Source organism: Streptomyces sp. Q6, from assembly GCF_036967205.1.
Taxonomy (GTDB): domain Bacteria; phylum Actinomycetota; class Actinomycetes; order Streptomycetales; family Streptomycetaceae; genus Streptomyces; species Streptomyces citrinus.
Map to the genome: position 1 here is coordinate 6,224,368 of NZ_CP146022.1, position 21,326 is coordinate 6,245,693.

The 21,326-nt window shown below is 70.9% G+C and carries 18 protein-coding genes and 3 pseudogenes; 16 read left to right on the plus strand and 5 right to left on the minus strand.

Going from position 1 to position 21,326, the window contains the following annotated elements; genetic code table 11:
* Window positions 1–633: 633 nt before the first annotated feature.
* Both V2W30_RS29065 and V2W30_RS29070 read right to left on the minus strand, forming a co-directional pair.
* Entirely contained in the window at window positions 634–1,023 is a 390-nt protein-coding gene (locus V2W30_RS29065) for a hypothetical protein (protein WP_338701111.1), read from the minus strand.
* Window positions 1,024–1,174: 151 nt separating this feature from the next.
* Window positions 1,175–1,348, minus strand: coding sequence for a CsbD family protein (locus V2W30_RS29070; protein ID WP_338701112.1), 174 nt, complete (start codon window positions 1,346–1,348; stop codon window positions 1,175–1,177).
* A 115-nt stretch (window positions 1,349–1,463) separates the two neighbouring features.
* On the opposite strand from V2W30_RS29070, the pseudogene V2W30_RS29075 reads away from it, so the two are divergent.
* The 9 genes and pseudogenes from V2W30_RS29075 to V2W30_RS29115 all read left to right on the plus strand — a co-directional run.
* Window positions 1,464–1,677 (plus strand): annotated as a pseudogene (locus V2W30_RS29075) (hypothetical protein); the annotation flags it as partial.
* A gap of 137 nt (window positions 1,678–1,814) precedes the next feature.
* Window positions 1,815–3,764, plus strand: coding sequence for an acyl-CoA dehydrogenase family protein (locus V2W30_RS29080; RefSeq protein WP_338701113.1), 1,950 nt, complete (start codon window positions 1,815–1,817; stop codon window positions 3,762–3,764).
* 93 nt (window positions 3,765–3,857) lie between these two features.
* Window positions 3,858–5,135 carry a 1-deoxy-D-xylulose-5-phosphate reductoisomerase gene (dxr, locus tag V2W30_RS29085; RefSeq protein WP_338701114.1) on the plus strand — a complete coding sequence of 426 codons (1,278 nt, stop codon included), beginning with the start codon at window positions 3,858–3,860 and terminating at the stop codon, window positions 5,133–5,135.
* Window positions 5,132–6,433, plus strand: a complete 1,302-nt coding sequence (locus tag V2W30_RS29090; RefSeq protein WP_338701115.1) for a site-2 protease family protein — start codon at window positions 5,132–5,134, stop codon at window positions 6,431–6,433. Before dxr ends, V2W30_RS29090 begins: the two co-directional genes overlap by 4 nt.
* A 146-nt stretch (window positions 6,434–6,579) precedes the next feature.
* Window positions 6,580–7,737, plus strand: a complete 1,158-nt coding sequence (ispG, locus tag V2W30_RS29095) for a flavodoxin-dependent (E)-4-hydroxy-3-methylbut-2-enyl-diphosphate synthase (protein WP_338701116.1) — start codon at window positions 6,580–6,582, stop codon at window positions 7,735–7,737.
* A gap of 187 nt (window positions 7,738–7,924) precedes the next feature.
* On the plus strand, window positions 7,925–8,773 hold the full coding sequence (locus tag V2W30_RS29100) for a GNAT family N-acetyltransferase (protein WP_338701117.1): 849 nt from the start codon (window positions 7,925–7,927) through the stop codon (window positions 8,771–8,773).
* A 46-nt stretch (window positions 8,774–8,819) separates the two neighbouring features.
* Window positions 8,820–9,539, plus strand: a complete 720-nt coding sequence (locus tag V2W30_RS29105; RefSeq protein ID WP_338701119.1) for a DUF1684 domain-containing protein — start codon at window positions 8,820–8,822, stop codon at window positions 9,537–9,539.
* Window positions 9,540–9,580: 41 nt separating this feature from the next.
* Window positions 9,581–10,156: a GNAT family N-acetyltransferase gene (locus V2W30_RS29110; protein ID WP_338701121.1), complete on the plus strand. Its 576-nt coding sequence runs from the start codon at window positions 9,581–9,583 to the stop codon at window positions 10,154–10,156.
* Between the two features lie 71 nt (window positions 10,157–10,227).
* On the plus strand, window positions 10,228–11,928 hold the full coding sequence (locus V2W30_RS29115; protein WP_338701122.1) for a proline--tRNA ligase: 1,701 nt from the start codon (window positions 10,228–10,230) through the stop codon (window positions 11,926–11,928).
* A gap of 216 nt (window positions 11,929–12,144) precedes the next feature.
* Here V2W30_RS29115 and V2W30_RS29120 read toward each other — a convergent pair whose 3' ends face one another.
* The 3 genes and pseudogenes from V2W30_RS29120 to V2W30_RS29130 form a co-directional block, all read right to left on the minus strand.
* A complete protein-coding gene (locus tag V2W30_RS29120; protein WP_338701123.1) occupies window positions 12,145–13,047 on the minus strand; it encodes an aminoglycoside phosphotransferase family protein in 903 nt (300 codons plus the stop codon).
* Window positions 13,048–13,075: 28 nt separating this feature from the next.
* Window positions 13,076–13,547, minus strand: a pseudogene (locus tag V2W30_RS29125) (ferritin-like domain-containing protein).
* Between the two features lie 5 nt (window positions 13,548–13,552).
* On the minus strand, window positions 13,553–14,026 hold the full coding sequence (locus tag V2W30_RS29130) for a hypothetical protein (RefSeq protein WP_338701125.1): 474 nt from the start codon (window positions 14,024–14,026) through the stop codon (window positions 13,553–13,555).
* Window positions 14,027–14,203: 177 nt separating this feature from the next.
* Here V2W30_RS29130 and rimP point away from each other — a divergent pair, with 177 nt between their 5' ends.
* The 7 genes and pseudogenes from rimP (at window position 14,204) to truB (ending at window position 21,208) form a co-directional block, all read left to right on the plus strand.
* Window positions 14,204–14,722 carry a ribosome maturation factor RimP gene (rimP, locus tag V2W30_RS29135; RefSeq protein WP_338701127.1) on the plus strand — a complete coding sequence of 173 codons (519 nt, stop codon included), beginning with the start codon at window positions 14,204–14,206 and terminating at the stop codon, window positions 14,720–14,722.
* Between the two features lie 2 nt (window positions 14,723–14,724).
* Complete coding sequence (gene nusA / locus V2W30_RS29140; protein WP_338701129.1) at window positions 14,725–15,723, plus strand: transcription termination factor NusA; 999 nt, start codon at window positions 14,725–14,727, stop codon at window positions 15,721–15,723.
* A 102-nt stretch (window positions 15,724–15,825) separates the two neighbouring features.
* On the plus strand, window positions 15,826–16,104 hold the full coding sequence (locus tag V2W30_RS29145) for a YlxR family protein (RefSeq protein ID WP_338701131.1): 279 nt from the start codon (window positions 15,826–15,828) through the stop codon (window positions 16,102–16,104).
* Window positions 16,105–16,250: 146 nt separating this feature from the next.
* Window positions 16,251–19,339 (plus strand): annotated as a pseudogene (gene infB, locus V2W30_RS29150) (translation initiation factor IF-2).
* Between the two features lie 139 nt (window positions 19,340–19,478).
* Entirely contained in the window at window positions 19,479–19,772 is a 294-nt protein-coding gene (locus tag V2W30_RS29155; protein ID WP_338701133.1) for a DUF503 domain-containing protein, read from the plus strand.
* Between the two features lie 48 nt (window positions 19,773–19,820).
* Window positions 19,821–20,300, plus strand: coding sequence for a 30S ribosome-binding factor RbfA (gene rbfA, locus V2W30_RS29160; RefSeq protein WP_338701135.1), 480 nt, complete (start codon window positions 19,821–19,823; stop codon window positions 20,298–20,300).
* 2 nt (window positions 20,301–20,302) lie between these two features.
* Window positions 20,303–21,208 carry a tRNA pseudouridine(55) synthase TruB gene (truB, locus tag V2W30_RS29165; protein ID WP_338701137.1) on the plus strand — a complete coding sequence of 302 codons (906 nt, stop codon included), beginning with the start codon at window positions 20,303–20,305 and terminating at the stop codon, window positions 21,206–21,208.
* Window positions 21,209–21,326: the final 118 nt, after the last annotated feature.

Genomic DNA, 21,326 nt, shown 5'->3' on the forward strand with positions numbered 1-21,326 from the left:
AGCCTCCCGCCCCCTCTGCCCGTGCTTTCCTGGCTGAATCAGAAATCCCGTGGACCGATGCGAAGCACCTGGTCCGGGGTTTGCTCAAAAGATCGACGGATCGTGCCCCGCGTATCGGGCAGCGCCGCGAACGTCTCCTACCGGCTGCCCCGTAGCCATCGGGTTACCGCACCGGGCGGAGGTATTTCTGTCGACGGTGTGAAGGTCGACACAGGTTTCCGCCAAGTGACGGGCGGGCGGATACCCGCGCGAGGTGTTCAGGAGGGGCATCCGAGAGTTCCAGAGGACGAACTCGTCGACCGTGCAGCGGTGTTGACCTTTTACGGAGCGCTGTCGATCTTTCCTGCGCTCCTGCTTCCGGTGGCGGATTCTCGGAGTCGTGAGGGAAAGGCCATTCAGCAGGTGCTGAAAGGGCTGAGACATGGGCTATGACGTACCGCGCCCAATGTGAAGGACCGGGGGTGGCGTTGGGGCACCCCGGGCGGAGGCCTCGCGCTCCGGTCGCCGGACCTGCGGAGGATGCCGAGCCCTTCGTCGAGCCCCGCGACCGCCGGGCCTGGGGCGAGCGGTACGAGAAGCGGGTGAGCTGAGCCGTACGGCGCGCCGGGCCTGAAGGCCCGCAGCCCCGTGCGGTCAGAACCGCCCGCCGGTCCACCGGGTGATCGGGCCGTGGCCGCGCCGGGCGTTCGCCCGGCCCAGCGCGTAGGCGCCCGCCAGCCCGGCGAGGACACCGCCGCCGACGCCCGCCGCCATCGCCTTGCGGTGCTTGATGACGCTCCAGGTGGTCGTCGCCGCCTGCAGGGACCTGCCCGGAACGGTGGACAGGAACGCCCCGCCGGCCTTCGCCCTGGAGGCGAGGGCGCCCACCTGACCGGCGCCCTTCTCGCGCAGCCCCGCGGCTGCCGACGAGGACTTCTCTGCCGCCGACGACGCCTTGGACGCGGCGGACCTGCCGGCCGATCGAGCCGCGCTGCCGGCCTTCATGCGCTGTGCGGTCTGCTTGGTCTTCGTTGTTTCAGCCATGCATTCCGTCTGGCCGAGACCGCTCGATTCAAACGAATTCGTGAGAAGAACATGGTGTGCTTGTGCGGACGGTGTGGACGTCGACGTGCGGACGCGCGAGGGGCGGCTCCCGGGGATCCGGGGCCGCCCCTCGCGCGTGAGTGCGCCGGTGTCAGTGCTTGCCGACGTCCTTCGTCTTCTCCTTGGCCTGCCGGGCGTCGCCCTTCATCTGATCGGCGCGGCCCTCGGCGGTGAGCCGCTCGTTTCCCACCGCGCGGCCGACGGCCTCCTTGGCGGAACCAGTGGCCTGCTCGGTCTTCGCCTTGGCCTTCTCGCTCGCGCTCATATCCGCTCACGCTCCCTGAATTGCGGCGTTCCGTGTGCGCAGTCCGTCTGACCGCTGCATCCCGTCATAAACATCGGGAATGGACATCCCTTTACGGAAATCCCTCCAGCCCCGTGCGCGTGTCTCCGCGACCGCCGTCTCCGTCGACGACCGCACCCAGGGACTGAACCGGGGCGCCGACGCCTACCGCACCGAACCCGTGGCCCCCGACGAGCTGATCGCCACCCTCGCGGCGACCCTGCGGCTATACCCGGGCCCGCCGCCGTGCCGAGACGCTCGCCAAGCGCCTGCACCAGCTGCACCGGACGACTCTCGCCCTGGACAGCGCGCCCGATACGCAGACGAAACTGATGACAACCATGGCGCGAGGACTGGTCGACATGCCCGTTATCAGGTACATACGATCGAGTAGCACCGGTCGGTAACGAGCCGGACCGGTCACCCGACGCGCGGCGAGGTGAACCTCATGTCCGCAACACCCTCCGCACCCCGGCATCAGGCGAAGGTCTCCGAACGGGAGGCCAGGCAGGTCGCCGAGGCCGCCAGGGAACAGGACTGGCGCAAGCCCAGCTTCGCCAAGGAACTGTTCCTCGGCAGGTTCCGGCTCGACCTCGTCCACCCGCACCCGATGCCCGCCGACGAGGACGCGCAGCGCGGCGAGGAGTTCCTCGCCAAACTGCGCGACTTCTGCGAGACGAAGATCGACCCGGCCCGCATCGAGCGCGAGGCGAAGATCCCGGACGAGACGATCAACGGGCTCAAGGAGCTCGGCGCCCTCGGCATGAAGATCGACACGAAGTACGGCGGCCTCGGCCTGACGCAGGTCTACTACAACAAGGCCCTCGCGCTGGTCGGTTCGGCGAGCCCGGCCATCGGCGCGCTGCTCTCGGCGCATCAATCCATCGGCGTACCACAGCCGTTGAAGCTGTTCGGCACGCAGGAGCAGCGCGACGCGTTCCTGCCGCGGTGCGCCCGCACCGACATCAGCGCGTTCCTGCTCACCGAACCCGACGTGGGCTCCGACCCGGCCCGCCTGGCGACGACGGCCGTCCCCGACGGGGACGACTACGTCCTCGACGGAGTGAAGCTGTGGACGACGAACGGGGTCGTGGCCGACCTCCTCGTCGTCATGGCCCGCGTCCCGAAGTCGGAGGGCCACCGGGGCGGCATCACCGCCTTCGTGGTCGAGGCCGCCGCCGAGGGCGTCACCGTCGAGAACCGCAACGCCTTCATGGGACTACGCGGCCTGGAGAACGGCGTCACCCGCTTCCACCAGGTCCGGGTGCCGGCCGCGAACCGGATCGGCGCCGAGGGCGCGGGCCTCAAGATCGCACTCACCACCCTCAACACGGGCCGCCTGTCGCTGCCCGCGATGTGCGTGGGCGCCGGCAAGTGGTGCCTGAAGATCGCCCGAGAGTGGTCGGCGGCGCGTGAGCAGTGGGGCAAACCGGTCGCGTTCCACGAGGCGGTCGGTTCGAAGATCAGCTTCATCGCGGCGACCACGTTCGCCCTGGAGGCCGTCCTCGACCTCTCCTCGCAGATGGCGGACGAGGACCGCAACGACATCCGCATCGAGGCCGCACTCGCCAAGCTGTACGGCTCCGAGATGGCCTGGCTCATGGCCGACGAACTCGTCCAGATCCGCGGCGGCCGCGGCTTCGAGACCGCAGACTCGCTCGCCGCGCGCGGCGAACGCGCCGTCCCCGCCGAACAGGTCCTGCGCGACCTGCGCATCAACCGCATCTTCGAGGGCTCGACCGAGATCATGCACCTGCTCATCGCGCGCGAGGCCGTCGACGCGCACCTCGCCGTCGCCGGTGACCTCATCGACCCCGACAAGTCCCTCGCGGACAAGGCGAAAGCGGGCGCGAAGGCAGGCGGTTTCTACGCCCGCTGGCTCCCCAAACTGGTCGCGGGCCCCGGCCAGCTGCCGCGCTCGTACGCCGAGTTCCATCCCGAAGGCCACCCCGACCTGTCGGGCCACCTGCGCTACGTGGAACGCGCGGCCCGCAAGCTGGCCCGCTCCACCTTCTACGCCATGTCCCGCTGGCAGGGCCGCATGGAGACGAAACAGGGCTTCCTCGGCCGCATCGTCGACATCGGCGCCGAACTCTTCGCCATGAGCGCGGCCTGCGTCCGCGCCGAACTCCTGCGCACCACCGAGGACTACGGCCGCGAGGCGTACCAGCTCGCCGACGTCTTCTGCCGCCAGGCCCGCATCCGCGCCGACGAACTCTTCGACCGCCTGTGGACCAACACCGACGCCATCGACCACAAGGTCGTCAAGGGCGTCCTCAGCGGTACGTACACCTGGCTGGAGGAGGGCGTGGTGGACCCGAGCGGCGACGGCCCGTGGATCGCGGACGCCACGCCGGGTCCCTCGAAACGGGAGAACGCGCACCGCCCGATCCGCTGATCACCGGCGTGCGCGGGCCCGGCGGGCGGGGCCCGCGCACCACCGGGGAGACCGGTAGGCCTCCTCACAGCGGAGCCACGCAACAATAGGGGGATGAGCGACAGCCCATCCCCCCTCGCGGACCCGCATCTCGTCTTCGACCCAGCGCCGCCGCACGGCACGGCCGGACCCAGGGACATCACGATCCTGGGCTCGACGGGCTCGATCGGCACGCAGGCGATCGACCTCGTCCGGCGCAACCCGGACCGGTTCCGCGTCACCGCGCTGAGCGCCGCGGGCGGCCGCGTCGACCTGCTCGCCGAGCAGGCCCACCGACTGCGCGTACGCACCGTCGCCGTCGCCCGCGAGGACGTCGTACCGGCGCTGCGCGAGGCGCTCGTCGCGCGGTACGGGTCACGGGAGCCGCTCCCCGAGATCCTCGCCGGACCGGGCGCGGCCACCGAGGTCGCGGGCCGCGGCGACTGCCACACCGTCCTCAACGGCATCACCGGTTCCATCGGCCTGGCCCCGACGCTCGCCGCCCTCGAAGCGGGCCGCACCCTCGCCCTCGCCAACAAGGAGTCGCTGATCGTCGGCGGCCCGCTGGTGAAGGCGATCGCGAAGCCCGGCCAGATCATCCCGGTCGACTCCGAGCACGCCGCCCTCTTCCAGGCCATCGCGGCCGGCACCCGCGCCGACGTCCGCAAGCTCGTCGTCACGGCGTCCGGCGGCCCGTTCCGCGGACGCACGAAGGCGGACCTCGCGCACGTCACCGTCGAGGACGCCCTCGCGCACCCCACGTGGGCGATGGGCCCGGTCATCACGATCAACTCCGCGACCCTCGTCAACAAGGGCCTCGAAGTCATCGAGGCGCACCTCCTGTACGACATCCCCTTCGACCGCATCGACGTGGTCGTGCACCCGCAGTCGTACGTGCACTCCATGGTCGAGTACGTCGACGGCTCCTCGATCCTCCAGGCGACCCCGCCGGACATGGGCGGCCCGATCGCCATCGGACTCGGCTGGCCGGAAAGAATCCCCGACGCGGCCCCCGCGTTCGACTGGACCAAGGCGTCGAGCTGGGAGTTCTTCCCGCTCGACACCGACGCGTTCCCCTCGGTGGGGCTCGCCCGGCACGTGGGGGAGCTCGCGGGCACGGCCCCGGCGGTGTTCAATGCCGCCAACGAGGAGTGCGTGGACGCGTTCTTGAAGGGCGCCCTGCCGTTCAACGGGATCATGGAGACCGTCACCCGGGTCGTCGAGGAACACGGCACACCGGAATCGGGAACTTCCCTGACCGTCGCGGACGTCCTCGAAGCGGAGACCTGGGCGCGCGCCCGGGCCCGTGAACTGACCGCTACGGACAAGGCAGCCGCGGAGGCTCGTGCATGACGACCTTGATGATGATCCTCGGCATAGTCGTCTTCGTGGTGGGCCTGCTCATCTCCATCGCCTGGCACGAGCTGGGCCACCTGTCGACGGCGAAGCTCTTCGGCATCCGCGTCCCGCAGTACATGGTCGGCTTCGGGCCCACCATCTTCTCGCGGAAGAAGGGCGAGACCGAGTACGGCATCAAGGCCATCCCGCTCGGCGGCTACATCCGCATGATCGGCATGTTCCCGCCCGGCGCGGACGGGAAGATCGAAGCCCGCTCCACGTCCCCGTTCCGCTCGATGGTGGAGGACGCGCGGGCGGCGGCCTTCGAGGAGCTCAAGCCCGGCGACGAGACCCGTCTCTTCTACACACGCAAGCCGTGGAAGCGCGTCATCGTCATGTTCGCCGGACCGTTCATGAACCTGATCCTCGCGGTCGGCCTGTTCTTCACGGTCCTCATGGGCTTCGGCGTCACCCAGCAGACGAACGTGGTCTCGTCGGTCTCGCCGTGCGTCATCAAGGTCAGTGAGAACCGCGACACCTGCAAGGCGACCGACGCCGAGTCCCCGGCGAAGGCGGCCGGGCTCCAGCCCAAGGACAAGATCGTGTCCTTCGACGGAGTCACGACGGACAAGTGGAACACCCTGTCCGACGAGATCCGCGAGAGCGCCGGAAAGACCGTCCCGATCGTCGTCGAGCGCGACGGCCGGCAGCAGACGCTGACCGCGAAGATCGCCACGAACCAGGTGGCGAAGAAGGACTCCAGCGGCCAGATCACCGACGGTTACGTCAATGCCGGCTTCCTCGGCTTCACCGCCGCCACCGGTGTCGTACGCCAGGACTTCGGCGACTCCGTGTCGTGGATGACCGACCGGGTCGGCGACGCCGTCGACTCGATCATCGCGCTCCCGGCGAAGATCCCGGCCCTGTGGGACGCGGCGTTCGGCGACGGCCCGCGCGAGCAGGACTCCCCGATGGGCGTGGTCGGCGCGGCCCGCGTCGGCGGCGAGATCTTCACCATGGACATCCCGGCGACCCAGCAGCTGGCGATGGCGTTGATGCTGGTGGCCGGCTTCAACCTGTCGCTCTTCCTCTTCAACATGCTCCCGCTGCTCCCGCTCGACGGCGGGCACATCGCGGGCGCCCTGTGGGAGTCGCTGCGGCGGAACCTGGCGCGGGTGTTCCGGCGCCCCGACCCGGGCCCGTTCGACGTGGCGAAGCTCATGCCGGTGGCGTACGTGGTGGCCGGGATCTTCGTCTGCTTCACGATCCTCGTGCTCATCGCGGACGTCGTGAACCCGGTGAAGATCTCCTGATCGCACGCGCCCAGGAGGAGAACGAGACCGCGCCCCGCGCCGCCCACCTTTGGGTGGAGTTGCGGGGCGCGGTGTGCTCGGGCCCGCGCCGGTGACGTAATCTCGAAGTTCTGGGACTCGATCCACACCTTGGGGTTGCACAGCAGATGACTGCGATTTCACTCGGCATGCCGGACGTACCGACCAAGCTCGCCGAGCGGCGCAAGAGCCGTCAGATCCAGGTCGGCACCGTCGCGGTCGGCGGTGACGCCCCGGTCTCCGTCCAGTCGATGACGACGACCCGCACCTCCGACATCGGCGCCACGCTCCAGCAGATCGCCGAGCTGACGGCGTCCGGCTGCCAGATCGTGCGTGTGGCCTGCCCCACGCAGGACGACGCCGACGCGCTGCCGATCATCGCCAAGAAGTCGCAGATCCCGGTCATCGCGGACATCCACTTCCAGCCGAAGTACGTCTTCGCGGCCATCGAGGCCGGCTGCGCCGCGGTCCGCGTGAACCCGGGCAACATCAAGCAGTTCGACGACAAGGTCAAGGAGATCGCCCAGGCGGCGAACGACCACGGCACCCCGATCCGCATCGGTGTGAACGCGGGCTCCCTGGACCGCCGCCTGCTCCAGAAGTACGGCAAGGCGACCCCCGAGGCCCTCGTCGAGTCGGCCCTGTGGGAGGCGTCCCTCTTCGAGGAGCACGGCTTCCGCGACATCAAGATCTCGGTCAAGCACAACGACCCGGTCGTGATGGTCAACGCCTACCGCCTGCTCGCCGAGAAGTGCGACTACCCCCTCCACCTCGGCGTCACCGAGGCGGGCCCCGCCTTCCAGGGCACGATCAAGTCGGCCGTCGCCTTCGGCGCGCTGCTCTCCGAGGGCATCGGCGACACGATCCGCGTCTCCCTGTCGGCCCCGCCCGTCGAGGAGATCAAGGTCGGCAACCAGATCCTGGAGTCGCTGAACCTCAAGCCCCGCCGCCTGGAGATCGTCTCCTGCCCGTCCTGCGGCCGCGCCCAGGTCGACGTCTACAAGCTCGCCGAGGAGGTCACGGCCGGCCTCGACGGCATGGAGGTCCCCCTCCGCGTCGCCGTCATGGGCTGTGTCGTCAACGGCCCGGGTGAGGCCCGCGAGGCCGACCTCGGCGTCGCCTCCGGCAACGGCAAGGGCCAGATCTTCGTCAAGGGCGAGGTCATCAAGACCGTCCCCGAGTCGAAGATCGTGGAGACCCTCATCGAAGAGGCGATGAAGATCGCCGAGCAGATGGAGAAGGACGGCGTCGCCTCCGGCGAGCCGACCGTGGCCGTCGCGGGCTGACGCCTGCCCGGTGCCCTCGGGACCGTCCGACTTCCTCGCGCGCTCGTCCGCCGGGTTCCGCCCGGCGGTCGGGCGCGCGTCGCGTGGTGGCCGGCCTCCCACCGGCCGCACCAGGCAGGCCCCCTGCGACCCTCAGCACCGGCAGGTACAGTTCGGAGATCAGCAACCCAGTCAAAAAGGCCCGCCCGTGTTGACTCAGACCACCACCCGGGTCCTCGAACCGAGTGACCTGGACGCCGCACTCGTCGTCCTCGACCGCGAGCCGGTCGTGAACGCCTTCGTGACGGCGCGCGTCCGCGTAGCGGGGCTCGACCCGTGGCGCCTCGGCGGCGAGATGTGGGGCTGGTACGAGGACGGCATGCTCCAGTCCCTCTGCTACGCGGGCGCCAACCTGGTGCCGATCTGCGCCACCGACCGGGCCGTCCGCGGCTTCGCCGACCGCGCCCGGCGGGCCGGCCGCCGCTGCTCCTCGATCGTCGGCCCCGCCGAGCCCACCGCGCTGCTGTGGCGTCTGCTGGAACCCAGCTGGGGCCCGGCCCGCGAGGTCCGCGCCCAGCAGCCGCTGATGGTCACCGACCGCCTCCCCGCCGACGTCACCCCGGACCCGTACGTACGCCGGATCCGCAAGGACGAGATGGACACGATCATGCCGGCGTGTGTGGCGATGTTCACCGAGGAGGTCGGGGTCTCCCCGCTGGCCGGCGACGGCGGTCTGCTCTACCAGGCGCGGGTCGCCGAACTGGTCGGCTCGGGCCGCTCGTTCGCCCGCCTCGACGAGCACGGCAAGGTCATGTTCAAGGCGGAGATCGGCGCCGCCACCGACCAGGCCTGCCAGATCCAGGGCGTCTGGGTCGCACCCGAGTACCGCGGCCGCGGCCTCGCCGCCCCCGGCATGGCGGCGGTCCTGCGCTACGCCCTGGCCGACGTCGCCCCCGTCGTCAGCCTGTACGTGAACGACTTCAACACCCCGGCGCGTGCCGCGTACCGCCGGGTCGGCTTCGAGGAAGTCGGCGCGTTCATGAGCATCCTGTTCTAGAGCGATCTCCCGTTCCCACCCCCCACTCCGGACGCAGGTGCCACCGATGCCCGATTCCCCTGAAGCGCCCCTCTCCGCCTCCGCCGTGGGCGCCTGGCAGGAATGGCGCGCCGACCGGCACCGTTCCGTCACCGCCCCCACCGGCAATCTCGCGCTCGTCGAGACCCGCTGGCTGCCCGCCGGTGAACTCCCCGACCCGGCGGCCGCCCGCGCCGGACAGCCCGACACCGTCATCGTCACGGCCCTCGAACGCACCGACATGATCACCGGCGAACCCGAGCACGGCCTGCGCTTCTGGGACGCGGACGCCCCCGCGATCCGGGACTTCGACCGCATCGACGCCTTCCCGTACGACCCGGCCTGGGTCCTGGACGCCACGTACACCCCCGTCGAGGGCGCCCGCACCGTCGCCTTCGAGCACCTGCGGGACAACGGCGGCACCCGCGAGAAGGCCGTCCCCGGCGACATCGCGCTCACCGTCGACGGCACCGCCTACACGCTCTCGGCCTTCGACGACGACGGCACCCTGCTGCTCGTCTTCGGCGACCCGACGAACGGCTCCACGACCTACGGCGCGGGCCGCTTCCTGTTCGTCGAGCACACGGGGGAGGGCCGCGTACGCCTCGACTTCAACCGGGCCTTCGTGCCCCCCTGCGGCTTCTCCGAGCAGTACAACTGCCCCATGCCCCCGCGGCAGAACCGATTCCACCTGCCCGTCGAGGCCGGAGAGAAGCTCCCCGTGCTGCGCGACGGCGACGCCCGCTGACCGCCTCTCCCCGAACGGCCGCCCCGGGGTACCCTCCCCGCATGCCGCACCGCAACCGTACGGATGCCATCGACGACGCAGCCGTCACCATCGGCCCGCTCGACCTGCGCGCCCGGGTGGACGAGGCGCTCGCCGTGCAGGCGCACGCCTTCGGCCTGGGCGACGACGAGATCGCCGTGCGCCGGCAGATCGTACTGCGGCACATCACCTATCCCGGCGCCCGCTCGCTGGGCGCCACCACCGAGTCCGGCCGGCTCGTCGGCTTCGTCTACGGCATGCCGAACGACCGGACCCACTGGTGGTCCACGGTGGTCGAGCCGTACCTGCGCGCCGGGGGGAACGAGCACTGGCTCGACGACTCGTTCGTCATCACCGAGCTGCACGTGCACCCCGGCTACCAGAACCGCGGCATCGGCCGCACCCTCATCACCGCCCTCACCGACGGCGCCGCCCAGCCCCGCTCGATCCTCTCCGCGATCGACTTCGACAGCCCGGCCCGCGGCCTCTACCACTCCCTCGGCTACGACGATCTGGCCCGCAAGGTCCTGTTCCCCAGCGCCCCGAAGCCGTACGCCGTGATGGGCGCGCCCCTGCCGCTGCGCCGCGACGACCCGTAACCGATTTCCGGCCGCGCCCGCCCCCCGGCTAACCTCCTGGGACCACCCTTTCGCAGCAGGAGTCAAGAATCATGGCCAAGGCCCAGGTCCAGCGCATGTCCCGGTTGATGGTGAAGACACTGCGCGACGACCCGGCGGACGCCGAGGTCCTCAGCCACAAGCTGCTCGTCCGCGCCGGTTTCGTGCGCCGCACCGCCGCCGGCGTCTGGTCCTGGCTGCCGCTCGGCAAGAAGGTCCTCGCCAACGTCGAGCGCGTCGTGCGCGAGGAGATGGACGAGATGGGCGGCCAGGAGGTCACCCTCCCCGCCCTGCTGCCCAAGGAGCCCTACGAGGCGACGAACCGCTGGACCGAGTACGGCGCCGAGCTGTTCCGCCTGAACGACCGCAAGGGCGGCGACTACCTCCTCGGCCCCACCCACGAGGAGATCTTCACCCTCCTGGTCAAGGACCAGTGCACGTCCTACAAGGATCTGCCGGTGATCCTCTACCAGATCCAGACGAAGTACCGCGACGAGGCCCGCCCCCGCGCCGGCATCCTGCGCGGCCGCGAGTTCCTGATGAAGGACTCGTACTCCTTCGACCTGGAGGACGAGGGCCTGGCCCGGTCCTACGCGCTGCACCGCGCCGCCTACCAGAAGATCTTCGAGCGCCTCGGCCTCGACTACCGCATCTGCGCCGCGACCGCCGGCGCCATGGGCGGCTCGAAGTCCGAGGAGTTCCTGGCCCCGGCCGCGGCCGGCGAGGACACCTTCGCCGACTGCCCGAACTGCGACTACGCGGCCAACACGGAGGCCGTCTCCTTCGCCCTGAACCCGGTCGACGCGGCCGGCGTCCCCGCGCTCGAGGAGATCCCGACCCCCGACACCCCGACCATCGAGACGCTCGCCGCGCACCTCGACGTCCCGGCGTCCGCGACCCTCAAGAACCTCCTGGTGAAGGTCGACGGCGAGATCGTCGCCGTCGGCGTCCCCGGCGACCGCGAGGTCGACATGGACAAGGTCGAGGCGCACTTCGCCCCGGCCGCCGTCGAGCTGGTCACGGCCGAGGACTTCGAGGGCCGCGACGACCTGGTCCGCGGCTACGTCGGTCCGCAGGGCCTGGAGAAGGTGCAGTACATCGCCGACCCGCGCGTCGCCCCCGGCACCGCCTGGATCACCGGCGCCAACAAGGACGGCCTGCACGCCAAGAACGTCGTCGCGGGCCGCGACTTCGAGGTCGACGCGTACGTCGACGTCGTCGTCGTGCAGGAGGGCGACCCGTGCCCGAACTGCGGCACCGGCCTCAAGCTGGACCGCGCCATCGAGATCGGCCACATCTTCCAGCTCGGCCGCAAGTACGCCGACGCCTTCCAGCTCGACGTCCTCGGCCAGAACGGCAAGCCGGTCCGCGTGACCATGGGCTCTTACGGCATCGGCGTCTCGCGCGCCGTCGCCGCTCTCGCCGAGCAGCACGCCGACGACAAGGGCCTCATCTGGCCCGCGGAGATCGCCCCCGCCGACGTCCACGTCGTGGCCGCGGGCAAGGCCCTCCAGACCGAGCTGGCCCTGGAGGTCTCGGACCTGCTGGCCGCGGCCGGCGTCCGCGTCCTGGTCGACGACCGTCCGGGCATCTCGCCCGGTGTGAAGTTCACCGACTCCGAGCTGATCGGCGTCCCGAAGATCCTGGTGGCCGGCCGCCGCAGCGGCGACCGCGTCCTGGAGCTGAAGGACCGCCGCACCGGCGAGCGCGAGGAGCTGACGGTCGAGGAGGCCGTGGCCCGCCTCACCGCGTGACGCTCGATCGCCCTCATGGTCGCCCCGCAGTCCTGACTGCGGGGCGATCGTCGTCTCCGCCGGAGCCGCTCCGGAACGGACGAGAGCGGGCATGAGCGCGTCACGGCGGCCACGGACAGCCCCGGCTCGTCCCGCGCTGCCACAACCGGCGAGAAGGCCCTCCAGGCCCCGCCGCCGCCCCGGCCACCGCCGACCGCGCCCCGCGCGCCGGCGGTCCTACAGCCAGCCCGCGAACTCCAGCAGGTTCTCCGCGTCCCGCTCCCGTCCCACCCGCAGCGCCCGCACCCCGGACTCCACGGCCCGGAACAGCGTCCAGCCGCGCAACCGCTCCTGATCCACGTCCAGCGACTCCGCGAGGCGCTTGACCCGCCGCCGGGTGATCGCGGGCCCCGACGGCGACCCGATCAGGTCCTCCACCCGGTCCCGCACCAGCCGCGCCAGATCGAACGCGCACTCGCCCACCACCGGGTCGGGCCCCACGGCCAGCCACGGCATCCGCTCCCCGGACAGCACCTTGCTCTGCCGGAACGTCCCGTGCAGCAACCGGAGTTCGGGCGCCGACGCGACCAGCGCCTCCCGCGCCTCCAGCGCCGCGTCGACCAGCGGCGCGACCTCGGGGAACGCCTCGACCGACGCCCGCACGGCGACCGCCTGCCGCCCCGTGCGCTCCGGCACGGTCTCGCAGTTGCGCCCGGTCGGCGGCTCCACCCACAGCCGCCGCAGCGTCCCCGCGGCTTCCAGCAGCGCCTTCGCCTCCGGCAGCGTCCGCACGGACACCTCGGGATGCAGCCGCTCCAGCAGCAGCGCCCCGTCGTTGACGCCGGGATCGAGCAGCCGTACGGCCCCGAATCCGTCCCAGTGCGTCAGCGCCGCCCGCTCCGCCTCCGGCCTGAACCGCTCCGGCGCCAGCTTGAGCACCGCCGGCGAACCGTCGGCCCGCCGCACGTGCGCGACCAGACCGCTGCGCCCGCCGGGCACGTGCACCCGCTCGACCGTCACCTCGCGGCGGGCCGCGGCCTCGTCGAGGAGCGTGCCCACCCGGGCGAGCCACGCGGACGCGCCGTCGTCGCGCACCTCGCCGAGCGCGTTCACCAACCGCTGCGGCGGTTCGAAAGCCATGCGCGCGTGATTCCCTTCCAAAGACTGCTTACGTGCGGGGTGTCACCGACGAAGCGGAGGCCGACGCCGAGGGCGCCGCGGCCCGTTCGGCGAGCCCAGGGAAGGCTACGCTCCCGTCGCGCCAGCGCACCGCACGGACCGCCGCCTCCCGCAGCGCGTCCGCCGCCCCCGGCGCCGCTCACCGCTCGACGCCCGTACGAGATCCGAGTAGACCCCGGCGACCTTGTCCTCGATGTCCGCCGCGAGCCGGGCCGCGGCGGGGAGTCCGGCACGGGGAACGGCAGCGCGTACGCCCCCGCCGACTCCTCCGGCGTCCCGCCCAGATCGCGCACCGTGCGCCGCAGTGCGTCCCGGCGCGAGCGGTGCGCGTCGTACGCGGCCTTCGCCTCGTCCCTGCGGCCCTCGCGGATCCGGCCGCCGACCACTCCGTATCCGTACACCGCCGCGTGCTCGGCGCGCAGCGCCGCCTGCACCGCCGCGAGCAGTTCGTTCTCGCTCATCCCCGTCAGCCCTCCGTCAGCAGGTACGCGTGCCCGGCGCCCGCCGCCGCCACCGACGCGAGCAGCCGCGCCAGTTCGGCCGGGGCGTCCACCAGCGCGGTCATCCGCCGGTCCGACAGCGCCCGCTCGGCGGCCGCCAGCGCCTTCAGGACGTCCTTCTCGGCGACCGGCGGCGTGGACGGCGCGGTCGACGCGGAGGGCCGGGCCGCCCCGCCGAACGCCTTCACGTGCCGCTCCACCTCGGCGCGCAGCGGACCGAGCCGCCCCGCCAGGGACGGCAGCGCCGCGAGCGCCGCGTCGTACTGGCCGAGCAGATCGGCGCTCTCCCGCGCCGCTTTCGCCGTCAGCCGCTTCTCCTGCGAGACAGCGGGCGCGCCCCTGCCGCCCTCGGCGTTCCGGTCGGAGCCGCCCGAGCAGCCCGTCACGAGCGCGGCCCCGGCCAGTGAGGCGAGCAGGGTTCTACGAGAGGGGATCGGCACGGCGGACGTCCTCGGCAGGAAGGATTCGGCGGGAAGCAGGAGGGGTGACCGAAGATCACCGTACCGTCGGCCCTTCTCCGGTGGACGGCAACACCCCCCTGGACCGGATACCCTTTGACCTTACGCGCAAGGAAAGTCAGCAATCACAACAGCACACGCGGCCGAGGAGTCACCCGGATGAGCACGACCCAGAACGAGAGGCTGCGGGAACTACTGGAACCGCTCGTCAGCTCACAGGGGCTCGATCTCGAAGAGATCGAAGTTGCCTCGGTAGGACGCAAGCGTGTGCTGCGTGTCGTCGTGGACTCCGACGAGGGAGCTGACCTCGACGCGATCGCCGATGTGAGCCGCGCGCTCTCGGCGAAGCTCGACGACCCCGACAACAGCTCGGTGATGGGCGACGGCGAGTACGAACTCGAGGTCGGAACGCCGGGCGCCGAGCGCCCCCTGACCGAGCACCGGCACTACATCCGTGCCACGACCCGCCTCGTGAAGTTCACGCTGAACGACGACAGCGAGCTGGTCGCGCGCATTCTCACGGTCGACGACAAGGGTCTCGACCTCGAAGTACCGGGCGTGAAGGGCCGCAAGGCCACCGCCCGACGACTCGACTTCAGCGACATCGCCAAGGCGCGCGTCCAGGTCGAGTTCAACCGCAAGAACAAGAGCGACGACATCGAAGAAGAGGAGGCGTAGCCGTGGACATCGACATGAGTGCCCTGCGGGGTCTGGTCCGGGAGAAGGAGATCTCCTTCGACCTGCTGGTCGAGGCGATCGAGTCGGCCCTCCTCATCGCCTACCACCGCACCGAAGGCAGCTTCCGCCGCGCGCGGGTGAAGCTCGACCGCGAGAGCGGCCATGTGACGGTGTGGGCGACGGAGGACCCGGCGGACCTCGAAGAGGGCCAGGAGGCCAAGGAGTTCGACGACACCCCGTCCGACTTCGGCCGCATCGCCGCCACCACCGCGAAGCAGGTCATCCTCCAGCGTCTGCGCGACGCGCAGGACGACGCGACGCTCGGCGAGTACGCCGGCCGTGAGGGCGACATCGTCATGGGCCAGGTCCAGCAGGGCCGCGACCCGAAGAACGTGCTGGTGGACATCGGCAAGCTCGAGGCCATCCTGCCCGTGCAGGAGCAGGTGCCGGGCGAGGAGTACCCGCACGGGCTGCGCCTGCGCTCGTACGTCGTCCGCGTCGCCAAGGGTGTCCGTGGCCCGTCGGTGACCCTGTCGCGTACGCACCCCAACCTCGTGAAGAAGCTGTTCGCGCTGGAGGTCCCGGAGATCGCCGACGGTTCCGTCGAGATCTCGGCGATCGCCCGCGAGGCCGGTCACCGTACGAAGATCGCCGTGCGCTCCACCCGCAGCGGACTCAACGCCAAGGGCGCGTGCATCGGTCCCATGGGCGGGCGCGTGCGCAACGTCATGGGCGAGCTCAACGGCGAGAAGATCGACATCGTCGACTGGTCCGACGACCCGGCGCAGATGGTGGCCAACGCGCTGTCCCCGGCCCGCGTCTCCAAGGTCGAGATCGTCGACCTCGGTGCCCGCTCGGCCCGGGTGACCGTGCCGGACTACCAGCTCTCGCTGGCCATCGGCAAGGAGGGGCAGAACGCTCGCCTGGCCGCCCGGCTGACCGGCTGGCGCATCGACATCCGTCCGGACACGGAGCAGCAGGACGCCCCCGCCGGGGAATAATTCCACGCGCTCCGCGCTTGGATCACGACAGTATGTGACAGAGACGGCCGTTCGATTCTTACCCCAAAGGGGTGAGGTCGGTACGGGGAGGTAGACTTAATCGTGTCTGGCCGGACGCAAGCCCGCGCCTGCCCTGAGAGAACCTGTGTGGGTTGCCGGGAGCGAGCGGCCAAGAGCGATCTGCTGCGGATCGTGGTGATCGAGGGCGCCTGCGTCCCCGATGATCGCGGTACGCTGCCCGGCCGGGGTGCCTACGTGCACCCCGCCCTGGTCTGTCTCGACCTGGCGGTCCGCCGCCGGGCGTTCCAGCGGGCGTACAAGTCCCCTGGACCGTTCGACACGGAGGCACTCCGCCACCGAGTCGAGCAGGCAACACCGTAAGAAGCGCCGCGCGGAACCCCCGTGCGGCCCTGGTACCCCGCGAGTTGGAAGTAGGTCGAGATTGCGATGAGCACTCGATGAGCACGCGATGAGTACGCCCATGAAGTAGCGACGGTCCGGCGTAACCCGGACCTAAAAGGAGCGAAGTGGCTAAGGTCCGGGTATACGAACTCGCCAAGGAGTTCGGTGTGGAGAGCAAGGTCGTCATGGCCAAGCTCCAAGAACTCGGTGAGTTCGTACGTTCGGCGTCCTCGACGATCGAGGCGCCGGTTGTACGCAAGTTGACTGATGCCCTCCAGCAGGGCAACGGCGGCGGCAAGCCCGCCGCGAAGAAGGCCGCGCCCGCGAAGCCCGCGGCGCCGCGTCCCACCCCTTCCCCCGCGCAGGCCGCCAAGCCTGCCGCGCCGCGTCCGCCGGCCCCAAGCCGGCCGTCGCGGAGAAGCCGGCGGCGGCTCCGGCCGCGCCGGGTCCCCGTCCGGGTCCGAAGCCGGCTCCCAAGCCTGCGACGCCGGCCCCGGCCGTGCCCGAGTTCACGGCGCCGCCCGCCGCCCCGGCAGCCCCGGCCGCTTCGTCGGCCCCGGCTCCCGCTGCGCGTCCGGCCGCCCGTCCCGGCGCCCCGAAGCCCGGTGGCCGTCCGGCCCCGGGTCAGGACCGTGCGCAGGAGCGTGGCCAGGACCGCGGTCAGGGTCAGCGCGGCGACCGTCAGGGCGCCCCGCGCCCCGGCGGCCAGGGTGCTCGTCCGGGTGGTGCCCGTCCCGCGGGTCCCCGTCCGGGCAACAACCCCTTCACCTCTGGTGGCTCCACCGGCATGGCGCGCCCGCAGGCGCCCCGTCCGGGCGGCGCCCCGCGTCCCGGTGGCCAGGGTGCCCCGGGCGGTCCGCGCCCGCAGGGTGGCGGCCAGGGTGGTCCCCGTCCCCAGGGTCAGGGCGGCGCTCGTCCGACCCCGGGCGGCATGCCTCGTCCGCAGGGCGGCGCGGCCGGTCCGCGTCCCGGCGGTGGCCCCGCGGGTAACCGTCCGAACCCGGGCATGATGCCGCAGCGTCCCGCCGCGGGCCCGCGTCCCGGTGGTGGCCCCGGCGGTGGCCGTGGTCCCGGCGGCGGCGGTCGCCCGGGTGGCGGCGGTGGCGGTCGTCCCGGTGGCGGCGGCGGCTTCGCCGGTCGTCCCGGTGGTGGCGGCGGTGGCGGTTTCGCCGGTCGTCCCGGTGGTCCCGGTGGCGGTGGCGGCGGTTTCGCCGGTCGTCCCGGTGGCGGCGGCGGTGGCCGTCCCGGCTTCGGCGGTCGTCCCGGTGGTCCGGGTGGCCGTGGTGGCACACAGGGTGCGTTCGGCCGTCCCGGCGGGCCCGCCCGTCGTGGTCGCAAGTCGAAGCGTCAGAGGCGCCAGGAGTACGAGGCCATGCAGGCCCCGTCGGTGGGCGGCGTCATGCTGCCTCGCGGCAACGGACAGTCCGTCCGCCTGTCGCGCGGTGCGTCCCTCACGGACTTCGCGGAGAAGATCGGCGCCAACCCGGCCTCGCTCGTCGCCGTGATGATGAACCTCGGCGAGATGGTCACTGCCACGCAGTCCGTCTCCGACGAGACGCTGAAGCTCCTCGCGGACGAGATGAACTACATCCTCGAGATCGTCAGCCCCGAGGAGGAGGACCGCGAGCTGCTCGAGTCCTTCGACATCGAGTTCGGCGAGGACGAGGGTGGCGAGGAACTCCTCGTCGCGCGTCCGCCGGTCGTGACCGTCATGGGTCACGTCGACCACGGTAAGACCCGACTGCTCGACACCATCCGCAAGACGAACGTCGTCGCGGGTGAGGCCGGCGGTATCACGCAGCACATCGGTGCGTACCAGGTCGCCACCGAGGTCAACGACGAAGAGCGTCGCATCACCTTCATCGACACCCCGGGTCACGAGGCGTTCACCGCCATGCGTGCCCGTGGTGCGAAGTCGACCGACATCGCGATCCTCGTGGTCGCGGCCAACGACGGTGTCATGCCGCAGACGGTCGAGGCGCTGAACCACGCCAAGGCCGCCGAGGTCCCGATCGTCGTCGCGGTCAACAAGATCGACGTCGAGGGTGCCGACCCGACCAAGGTGCGCGGTCAGCTGACCGAGTACGGCCTCGTGGCCGAGGAGTACGGCGGCGACACCATGTTCGTCGACATCTCCGCCAAGCAGGGTCTGAACATCGACCAGCTGCTGGAGGCCGTGGTCCTGACCGCGGACGCCTCGCTCGACCTGCGGGCCAACCCGGAGCAGGACGCGCAGGGTATTGCGATCGAGTCCCACCTCGACCGCGGTCGCGGTGCGGTGTCGACCGTCCTCGTCCAGCGAGGCACGCTGCGTATCGGCGACACGATGGTGGTCGGCGACGCGTACGGCCGCGTCCGGGCGATGCTCGACGACAACGGCAACAACGTCGAGGAAGCGGGTCCCTCGACCCCCGTCCTCGTGCTCGGTCTCACCAACGTCCCGGGTGCCGGCGACAACTTCCTGGTGGTCGACGAGGACCGTACGGCCCGTCAGATCGCCGAGAAGCGTGCCGCTCGTGAGCGCAACGCGAACTTCGCGCGGCGTGGCGTCCGGTTCTCCCTGGAGAACCTGGACGAGGCCCTCAAGGCCGGTCTGGTGCAGGAGCTCAACCTCATCATCAAGGGCGACGCGTCCGGTTCGGTGGAGGCTCTCGAGTCCTCGCTGCTCCAGCTCGACGTCGGCGAAGAGGTCGACATCCGTGTCCTGCACCGCGGTGTGGGTGCGGTCACCGAGTCCGACATCAACCTGGCGACCGGCTCCGACGCCATCGTCATCGGCTTCAACGTCCGGGCAGCCGGCCGTGCGCAGCAGATGGCGGAGCGCGAGGGTGTCGACGTCCGGTACTACTCGGTGATCTACCAGGCCATCGAGGAGATCGAGGCGGCCCTCAAGGGCATGCTCAAGCCGGAGTACGAAGAGGTCGAGCTCGGCACGGCGGAGATCCGCGAGGTCTTCAAGTCGTCCAAGCTGGGCAACATCGCCGGTGTGCTCGTCCGGTCCGGCGAGGTCAAGCGCAACACCAAGGCGCGCCTGCTGCGCGATGGCAAGGTCATCGCGGAGAGCCTCAACATCTCCGGACTGCGTCGCTTCAAGGACGACGTCACCGAGATCCGCGAAGGGTTCGAGGGCGGTATCAACCTCGGCAACTTCAACGACATCAAGGTCGACGACGTCATCGCGACGTACGAGATGCGCGAGAAGCCGCGCGCCTGAGCGAGGCGGTAAGCGATCGGGGCCGGTCGACGGGACTTATTTCCGTCGATCGGCCCCGGCCGTTGCGTGTACGGTTCCCGTATCGGTGCCCGGACCCGGCACCCATACGAACCCGAACCGGCGGGACATCCGGACACACATGTATGTGGGGACTCTGTCCTTCGATCTGCTCCTCGGCGACGTCCACTCGCTGAAGGAAAAACGCTCCCTCGTCCGTCCGATCGTGGCCGAGCTCCAACGCAAGTACGCGGTGAGCGTGGCGGAGACGGGCAACCAGGACCTCCACCGCAGGGCCGAGATCGGGCTCGCGGTGGTCTCCGGGGACACGGAACACCTCACCGACGTACTGGACCGCTGCGAGCGTCTGGTCGCCGGGCGGCCCGAGGTGGAACTGCTCTCGGTTCGACGCAGACTCCACAGCGACGAAGACTGAAGCAAGCAGCACTGAGCAAGACAGTGGTTAGTTACTAAGGAGACGGCAGTGGCCGACAACGCGCGCGCCAAGAGGCTGGCGGACCTCATCCGAGAGGTGGTGGCCAAGAAGCTCCAGCGCGGGATCAAGGACCCGCGCCTCGGCACCCACGTCACCATCACGGACACCCGGGTCACGGGTGACCTGCGGGAGGCCACCGTCTTCTACACGGTGTACGGGGACGACGAGGAGCGGGCCGAGGTGGCCGCGGGCCTGGAGAGCGCCAAGGGCATTCTCCGCTCCGCGGTCGGTCAGGCGGCCGGTGTGAAGTTCACGCCGACGCTGACGTTCGTCGCGGACGCCCTCCCGGACAACGCCAAGACGATCGAGGACCTCCTCGACAAGGCGCGGTCCTCCGACGCCCAGGTGCGCGAGGCGTCCGCGGGCGCCCGGTTCGCCGGCGACGCGGACCCGTACAAGAAGCCGGAGGACGATGACGACGCGGACGACACCGACGGCATTGCCTCCGCCAAGGACGGCGACGCCTGAGCATGTCCGACCGCACCCCACCGCCCGACGGGCTTGTCATCGTCGACAAGCCGTCGGGCTTCACTTCGCACGACGTCGTGGCCAAGATGCGCGGGATCGCCAAGACCCGCAAGGTCGGCCACGCGGGCACCCTCGACCCGATGGCGACGGGTGTCCTCGTGCTCGGCGTCGAGCGCGCCACCAAGCTCCTCGGCCACCTCGCGCTGACCGAGAAGGAGTACCTGGGCACCATCCGCCTGGGACAGAACACGCTCACGGACGACGCGGAGGGCGAGATCACCTCGTCCACCGACGCCTCCGGTGTGCGGCGCGAGGCCGTCGACGCGGGCATCGCCAAGCTGTCCGGCGACATCATGCAGGTGCCGTCCAAGGTCAGCGCCATCAAGATCAAGGGCGTCCGCTCGTACAAGCGGGCCCGGGACGGCGAGGACTTCGAGATCCCCGCCCGCCCGGTCACCATCTCGTCCTTCGCCGTGTACGACGTCCGTGACGCGGTCGCCGAGGACGGTACGCCCGTGCTCGACCTGGTCGTGTCCGTGGTCTGCTCGTCCGGTACGTACATCAGGGCGCTCGCCCGGGACCTGGGCGCCGACCTCGGTGTCGGCGGCCATCTCACCGCGCTGCGCCGTACCCGCGTCGGCCCGTACAAGCTGGACTCGGCGCGCACCCTGGACCAGCTCCAGGAGACGCTCACCGTGATGCCGGTGGCCGATGCCGCGAGCGCCGCGTTCCCCCGCTGGGACGTGGACGCGAAGCGCGGGCAGCTGCTGCTCAACGGCGTCCGCCTGGAGATGCCCGCGGAGTACGCGGGCGCCGGTCCGATCGCCGTGTACGGTCCGGACGGGCGGTTCCTCGCGCTGGTCGAGGAGTCGAAGGGCAAGGCGAAGAGCCTGGCCGTCTTCGGCTGAGGCACCCCTTTCGTGGCGGTGGAGCGGCGGGTTCCGGCTTGCGTGGTGGCCGCCGCTCCACGTTCCCCCTCTCAGGGTGTATCCGCCCTGCCCGTCCACTTCACCCCTTCGAGCAGGC

Excerpts from the sequence above, each read along its gene's own strand:
- V2W30_RS29115 (WP_338701122.1), top strand. The coding sequence starts at position 10,228 with ATGGCCAAGGCCCAGGTCCAGCGCATGTCCCGGTTGATGGTGAAGACA.
- truB (WP_338701137.1), top strand. The coding sequence starts at position 20,303 with ATGTCCGACCGCACCCCACCGCCCGACGGGCTTGTCATCGTCGACAAG.
- ispG (WP_338701116.1), top strand. The coding sequence starts at position 6,580 with ATGACTGCGATTTCACTCGGCATGCCGGACGTACCGACCAAGCTCGCC.
- V2W30_RS29105 (WP_338701119.1), top strand. The coding sequence starts at position 8,820 with ATGCCCGATTCCCCTGAAGCGCCCCTCTCCGCCTCCGCCGTGGGCGCC.
- V2W30_RS29080 (WP_338701113.1), top strand. The coding sequence starts at position 1,815 with ATGTCCGCAACACCCTCCGCACCCCGGCATCAGGCGAAGGTCTCCGAA.
- V2W30_RS29110 (WP_338701121.1), top strand. The coding sequence starts at position 9,581 with ATGCCGCACCGCAACCGTACGGATGCCATCGACGACGCAGCCGTCACC.
- V2W30_RS29155 (WP_338701133.1), top strand. The coding sequence starts at position 19,479 with ATGTATGTGGGGACTCTGTCCTTCGATCTGCTCCTCGGCGACGTCCAC.
- V2W30_RS29070 (WP_338701112.1), bottom strand. The coding sequence starts at position 1,348 with ATGAGCGCGAGCGAGAAGGCCAAGGCGAAGACCGAGCAGGCCACTGGT.
- rimP (WP_338701127.1), top strand. The coding sequence starts at position 14,204 with ATGAGCACGACCCAGAACGAGAGGCTGCGGGAACTACTGGAACCGCTC.
- V2W30_RS29090 (WP_338701115.1), top strand. The coding sequence starts at position 5,132 with ATGACGACCTTGATGATGATCCTCGGCATAGTCGTCTTCGTGGTGGGC.
- V2W30_RS29065 (WP_338701111.1), bottom strand. The coding sequence starts at position 1,023 with ATGGCTGAAACAACGAAGACCAAGCAGACCGCACAGCGCATGAAGGCC.
- dxr (WP_338701114.1), top strand. The coding sequence starts at position 3,858 with ATGAGCGACAGCCCATCCCCCCTCGCGGACCCGCATCTCGTCTTCGAC.
- V2W30_RS29120 (WP_338701123.1), bottom strand. The coding sequence starts at position 13,047 with ATGGCTTTCGAACCGCCGCAGCGGTTGGTGAACGCGCTCGGCGAGGTG.